This window comes from Mycobacterium sp. (assembly GCF_025965855.1).
Classification (GTDB): domain Bacteria; phylum Actinomycetota; class Actinomycetes; order Mycobacteriales; family Mycobacteriaceae; genus Mycobacterium.
In genome coordinates this window covers 22,247-28,318 of the sequence record NZ_JAOPWB010000352.1, presented here as the reverse complement: position 1 = coordinate 28,318, position 6,072 = coordinate 22,247, and the positions used below count along the sequence as shown (strand labels likewise).

The following is a 6,072-nucleotide window of genomic DNA, read 5'->3' as shown; positions in this document are numbered from 1 at the left end:
CGCCCCGATCGACGTCGCGGTGTTGACCAACGCGGACGCCACGCTGGCGGGGGTGCTCACCCGCACCGGGGCTCTCCGTGCCGGGCTGTACACGCCGGCCACCGACGCGCACGGGCGGTTGCGCGTCGGCGCGGCCGTCGGCATCAGCGGCGATGTAGGGGCGAAGGCCCGGTCCCTGGCCGAGGTCGGTGTGGACGTGCTCGTCATCGACACCGCACACGGACATCAGGTCAAGACCCTGGACGCGATCAAGGTGGTCGCGTCGCTGGAGCTGGGCCTGCCCCTGGTGGCCGGCAACGTGGTGTCGGCGGAGGGTACCCGGGACCTGCTGGGCGCCGGGGCGACCATCGTCAAGGTCGGCGTCGGACCGGGCGCGATGTGCACCACCCGCATGATGACCGGTGTGGGGCGACCGCAATTCTCCGCCGTGCTCGAATGTTCTTCCGCGGCAAGGCAACTCGGCGCCCACGTGTGGGCCGACGGGGGCATCCGGCATCCGCGGGACGTCGCGCTGGCGTTGGCCGCCGGGGCGTCGAACGTGATGATCGGGTCGTGGTTCGCCGGCACCTACGAGTCGCCCGGCGACCTGATGCGCGACCGCGACGACCAGGCGTACAAGGAGAGCTACGGCATGGCGTCCAAGCGGGCCGTCGTCGCCCGCAGCGGCGCCGAGGCCGCGTTCGATCGCGCCCGCAAGGCGTTGTTCGAGGAAGGCATCTCGACGGCGAGGATGGGGCTGGACCCCGCCCGCGGCGGCGTCGAGGACCTGATCGACCACATCACTGCCGGAGTGCGCAGCACCTGCACCTACGTCGGCGCCTCGACCCTGGCCGAGCTGCACGAGCGCGCCGTCGTCGGGGTGCAGTCGGCCGCGGGGTTCGCCGAGGGCCATCCGCTGCCACTGGGTTGGTGAGCGCGTTCTGCCGGCTGGACGTCTTGGCTACCATGTGAATTCACGTGATTCTTCGCCTGGCAGCAAAGCGCTGCCCAACATCGAGGGAAAGGTATGACGTGCCGCAGGCACGCGCCGCGGGCCCAATACTGACCCGGGCCTTCGAGACGGAGCGGCGATCGGCAGCGTCCCCGGCGCCCCGTTCAGCATCAAGACCGAGCCAGCCATGAACATCGCCGTCACCCTGACCAGCGTCTTGGCCATCGCGCTGCTGATCTTCGCCAACGGCGTCTTCGTGGCGGCCGAATTCTCGCTCACCGCACTGGACCGCAGCGTCGTGGATTCCAACGCCCGCCTCGGTGGCCGGCGCGACCGCTACATCCAGCGCGCCCAGCAGCGGCTGTCGTTTCAGCTCTCCGGTGCTCAATTGGGCATCTCCATCGCCACGCTGGCGACCGGATACCTGACCGAGCCGTTGGTGGCCGACCTGCCGCATCCGGCGTTGAGCGCAATCGGCATACCGAACCGGCTGGCCGACGGCATCCTCGCGTTCCTGGCGCTGGTGATCGTGACGTCGGTGTCGATGGTGTTCGGCGAGCTGGTTCCGAAATACCTCGCCGTGGCGCGCCCGCTGTCGACCGCCCGTGCCGTCGCGGGCGTCCAGTTGCTGTTCTCGATGCTCTTCACCCCGGCCATCCGGTTGACGAACGGCGCGGCCAACTGGATCGTTCGCGAGCTGGGCATCGAGCCGGCCGAGGAGCTGCGCTCGGCCCGCTCAGCGCAGGAACTGGCGTCCCTGGTGCGCAACTCGGCCCGCAGCGGCACCATGGACGCCGCCACCGCCGCCCTGGTGCGGCGGTCGCTGCAGTTCGGCGAGTTGACCGCCGAGGAACTCATGACGCCGAGGTCGAAGATCGTCGCGCTGGAAACCGACGAGACGGTCGCCGACCTGGTCTCCGCGGCCGCCGAGTCCGGCTTCTCCCGTTTCCCCATCGTCGACGGTGACCTCGACGAGACCGTCGGCATCGTGCACGTCAAGCAGGTGTTCGCGATCCCGGCGGCCGAGCGCGCGAACACCCTGCTGACCACGCTCGCGCAACACGTTCCGGTGGTGCCCTCGACGCTGGACGGCGACGCCGTGATGGCCGAGATCCGCGCCAACAGCCTGCAAACCGCGATGGTCGTCGACGAGTACGGTGGCACGGCCGGCATGGTGACCGTCGAGGATCTGATCGAGGAAATCGTCGGCGACGTCCGCGACGAACACGACGACGCCACCCCGGACGTGGTCGCGTCGGGCGCCGGCTGGCGGGTGAACGGGCTGTTGCGCATCGACGAGGTGGCCGCCGCCACCGGATTTCGGGCTCCCGAAGGGCCCTACGAAACGATCGGCGGGCTGGTCCTGCGCGAACTCGGCCACATCCCGGCGGTCGGGGAGACGGTGGAGCTTAGGGCCTTGGATTCCGATGGCCTTGTGGACATTTCGACGCGCTGGCAGGCGACGGTGGTTCGGATGGACGGTCGCCGCATCGACGTGCTCGAGCTGCAAGAGCTGGGCGGTCGAGCCGAAAAGCCCGGGGGACGGGGCTCCTGATGAACGACTGGCTGGGAGTGCTGCTGGCGATCCTGCTGATCGGCGTCAACGCGTTCTTCGTCGGAGCGGAATTCTCGCTGATTTCGGCCCGCCGCGACCGCCTCGAGGCGTTGGCGGAGCAGGGCAAGGCGAGAGCCGTCGTGGTGATCCGCGCCAGTGAGCAATTATCGTCCATGCTGGCCGGGGTGCAGCTGGGAGTGACGGTCACCTCGCTGCTGCTCGGCCGGATCGGTGAGGCCGCGGTCGCCAACCTGCTGCGCTCCGCGTTCGGGCTCACCGGTTGGCATCCGGCGCTGCTGCACACGCTCTCACTGGTGATCGCCCTGGCGATCGTCGTGACCCTGCATGTGCTGCTGGGTGAGATGGTGCCGAAGAACATCGTGCTGGCCGGCCCGGAGCGCGCGGCGATGCTGCTGGTTCCGCCGTACCTGGCTTACGTGCGTGCCGCGCGGCCGCTCATCACGTTCTACGACAAATGCGCGAATGTGGTGCTGCGCGCGCTGGGCGTCGAGCCCAAGTCGCAGCTCGACGTGTCGGTCTCCACCAGGGAGCTCAGCATGATGATCACCGAATCGGTGTCCGAGGGTCTGTTGGATGCCGAGGAGCACGGCAGGCTGACGCGGGCGCTGCAGCTGCGCTACCGCAGGGTCGGCGATGTCGCGCGGCCGCTCGCCGAGATCCGGGCGGTCCCGGTGGCCGCTGCGGGCTCCGGGCCGACCGTGGGCGCGGTCGAACAGGCCCTGGCCCAGAGCGGTTACTCCCGGTTTCCCGTCGCCGATCCCGACGGGAAGTTCATCGGCTACCTGCACATCAAGGACGTGCTGACGCTCGACAACGACCCGAACACGGTGATCGACCGGGCGTGGGTGCGACCGCTGCCGCAGGTCCCGACGTCGCTGCCGCTGGCCGACGCCCTGTCGCGGATGCGTCGCAGCAACAGCCATCTGGCATTAGTGACCGATGACAACGGGGCCGCCGGCGCGGTGGTTGCGATGGTGGCGATGGAAGACCTGGTCGAGGACCTCGTCGGCACCATGCGCGACGCGTAGCGGGGCTGGCGGCGGGCGAGGCCGGTGAGACCGCGCAGAGCCCGTATGATCTCCAACGGCCACCCGTCAACAGAGGTTGGACGGCGGAGGGTCGCGGCCCGCGGAACATGCGTTGCCGGCAGCGATCCGGGGAGGTCGCCGCGGCGCCAGCGTCGGGGCTGTGACCGGGCATGACCTGCGGGAGCGGGTCGGCCGGATAACGTTCGTCGGGCTGCTGGTCGGTAGGCTGATGTCAATGCCTGTTGAGGCCACCGAGGTTCGACTTGGCCCATTATGGAGGAGAAACATGACTGATCGCGTGTCGGTGGGGAACTTGCGCGTCGCCCGAGTGCTCTACGACTTCGTGAACAACGAGGCCCTGCCCGGCACCGATATCGACCCCGACAGCTTCTGGGCGGGCGTCGACAAAGTCGTCGCCGACCTCACCCCGCAGAACCAGGGTTTGCTGAACCGTCGCGATGAGCTGCAGGCCCAGATCGACAAATGGCACCGGCACCGCGTGATCGAGCCCGTCGACCCCGAGGCCTACCGTCAGTTCCTCACCGAGATCGGTTACCTGCTCCCCGAGCCCGGCGACTTCAGCATCACCACCTCTGGCGTCGACCCCGAAATCACCACCACGGCGGGGCCCCAGCTGGTGGTGCCTGTGACCAACGCCCGGTTCGCGCTCAACGCCGCCAACGCCCGCTGGGGCTCGCTTTACGACGCCCTCTACGGCACGGACGTGATCCCCGAAACCGACGGGGCCGAACAGGGCACCAGCTACAACAAGGTCCGCGGCGACAAGGTGATCGCCTATGCCCGCCAGTTCCTCGACGACGCCGTGCCGCTGGCGTCGGGTTCGTGGTCGGACGCGACGGGGTTGAGCATCGACGACGGCCAGCTGCAGGTCGCCACCGGTGCGGAGCCCACCGGGCTGGCCAGCCCCGAGAAGTTCGTCGGGTACAGCGGCGACCTCGGCTCCCCCAGCTGGTCGGTGCTGCTGGTCAACAACGGGCTGCACATCGAGGTCCTGATCGACCCGGAGTCGCCGATCGGCAGGACGGACCGCGCCGGCATCATGGACGTCGTCCTGGAGTCGGCGGTCACCACGATCATCGACTTCGAGGACGCGGTGGCCGCCGTCGACGCCGACGACAAAACCAAGGCGTACCGCAACTGGCTCGGCCTGAACAGGGGCGACCTGGCCGCCGAGGTGGCCAAGGACGGCAAGACGTTCACCCGGGTGCCCAACCGGGACCGCCACTACACCACCCCTGACGGCGGCGAGCTGGTGCTGCCCGGGCGCGCGCTGCTGTTCGTCCGCAACGTCGGACACCTGATGACGAACGACGCGATCGTTGACGCCGACGGCAACGAGGTGTTCGAGGGCATCCAGGACGCGCTGTTCACCGGCCTGTGCGCCGTCCACGGGCTCAAGGAGAGCGACGCCAACGGCCCGCTGCTCAACAGCCGGACCGGGTCCATCTACATCGTCAAGCCCAAGATGCACGGCCCCGACGAGGTGGCGTTCACCACCGAGCTGTTCAGCAGGGTCGAAGATGTGCTCGGCCTGCCGCAGACCACCCTCAAGGTCGGCGTCATGGACGAGGAGCGGCGCACGACCCTCAACCTGAAGGCGTGCATCAAGGCCGCCATCGACCGGATCGTGTTCATCAACACCGGTTTCCTGGACCGCACCGGCGACGAGATCCACACCTCGATGGAGGCCGGTCCGATGGTGCGCAAGGGCACCATGAAGAGCCAGCCGTGGATCCTGGCCTATGAGGACAACAACGTCGACGTCGGCCTGGCGACCGGCTTCGCCGGTCACGCCCAGATCGGCAAGGGCATGTGGACGATGACCGAGCTGATGGCCGACATGGTCGAGCAGAAGATCGCCCAGCCCTGCGCCGGTGCCAGCACCGCCTGGGTGCCCTCACCCACCGCGGCCACCCTGCACGCGATGCACTACCACAAGGTCGACGTCATCGAGGTGCAGAAGGAACTGGCCGGCAAGAAGCGGGTCGCGATCGACCAGCTGCTGACCATTCCGCTGGCCAAGGAGCTGGCCTGGGCCCCCGAGGAGATCCGCGAGGAGGTCGACAACAACTGCCAGTCCATCCTCGGCTACGTGGTCCGCTGGATCGACCAGGGCGTCGGGTCCTCGAAGGTGCCCGACATCCACAACGTCGCGCTCATGGAGGACCGCGCCACCCTGCGCATCTCCAGTCAGCTGCTGGCGAACTGGCTGCGCCACGGCGTCATCACTCAGGAGGATGTCCGGGCGAGCCTGGAACGGATGGCCCCGATGGTCGACCAGCAAAATGCCGGCGACTCCGCGTATCTGCCGATGGCGCCCAACTTCGACGACAGCATCGCGTTCCAGGCCGCCCAGGAGCTGATTTTGTCCGGAACGCAGCAGCCCAATGGCTACACAGAGCCGATCCTGCATCGGCGCCGGCGTGAGTTCAAAGCCCGCGCCGCCGGTGCGTGAAAACGGCTCAACATGCGGTAGGTAGTGCGGCCGATGACTAGAATCTGCGCCGAGTCCACAA

Annotated in this window: 4 protein-coding genes; all 4 read left to right on the top strand. The window is 68.3% G+C overall.

What is annotated here, in order from left to right; all coding sequences use genetic code 11:
* Positions 1-913: GuaB1 family IMP dehydrogenase-related protein (locus tag JWP83_RS30375; protein WP_297739077.1), on the top strand; the 913-nt coding region annotated here is incomplete at its 5' end.
* Positions 914-1,118: 205 nt separating this feature from the next.
* Complete coding sequence (locus tag JWP83_RS30370; protein WP_297739074.1) at positions 1,119-2,486, top strand: hemolysin family protein; 1,368 nt, start codon at positions 1,119-1,121, stop codon at positions 2,484-2,486.
* Entirely contained in the window at positions 2,486-3,535 is a 1,050-nt protein-coding gene (locus JWP83_RS30365; RefSeq protein ID WP_297739071.1) for a hemolysin family protein, read from the top strand. The genes JWP83_RS30370 and JWP83_RS30365 overlap by 1 nt, the downstream gene beginning before the upstream one ends.
* A 286-nt stretch (positions 3,536-3,821) precedes the next feature.
* Positions 3,822-6,011, top strand: coding sequence for a malate synthase G (locus JWP83_RS30360; RefSeq protein ID WP_297739068.1), 2,190 nt, complete (start codon positions 3,822-3,824; stop codon positions 6,009-6,011).
* Positions 6,012-6,072 lie beyond the last annotated feature (61 nt).

Excerpts from the sequence above, each read along its gene's own strand:
- JWP83_RS30360 (WP_297739068.1), top strand. The coding sequence starts at position 3,822 with ATGACTGATCGCGTGTCGGTGGGGAACTTGCGCGTCGCCCGAGTGCTC.
- JWP83_RS30370 (WP_297739074.1), top strand. The coding sequence starts at position 1,119 with ATGAACATCGCCGTCACCCTGACCAGCGTCTTGGCCATCGCGCTGCTG.
- JWP83_RS30365 (WP_297739071.1), top strand. The coding sequence starts at position 2,486 with ATGAACGACTGGCTGGGAGTGCTGCTGGCGATCCTGCTGATCGGCGTC.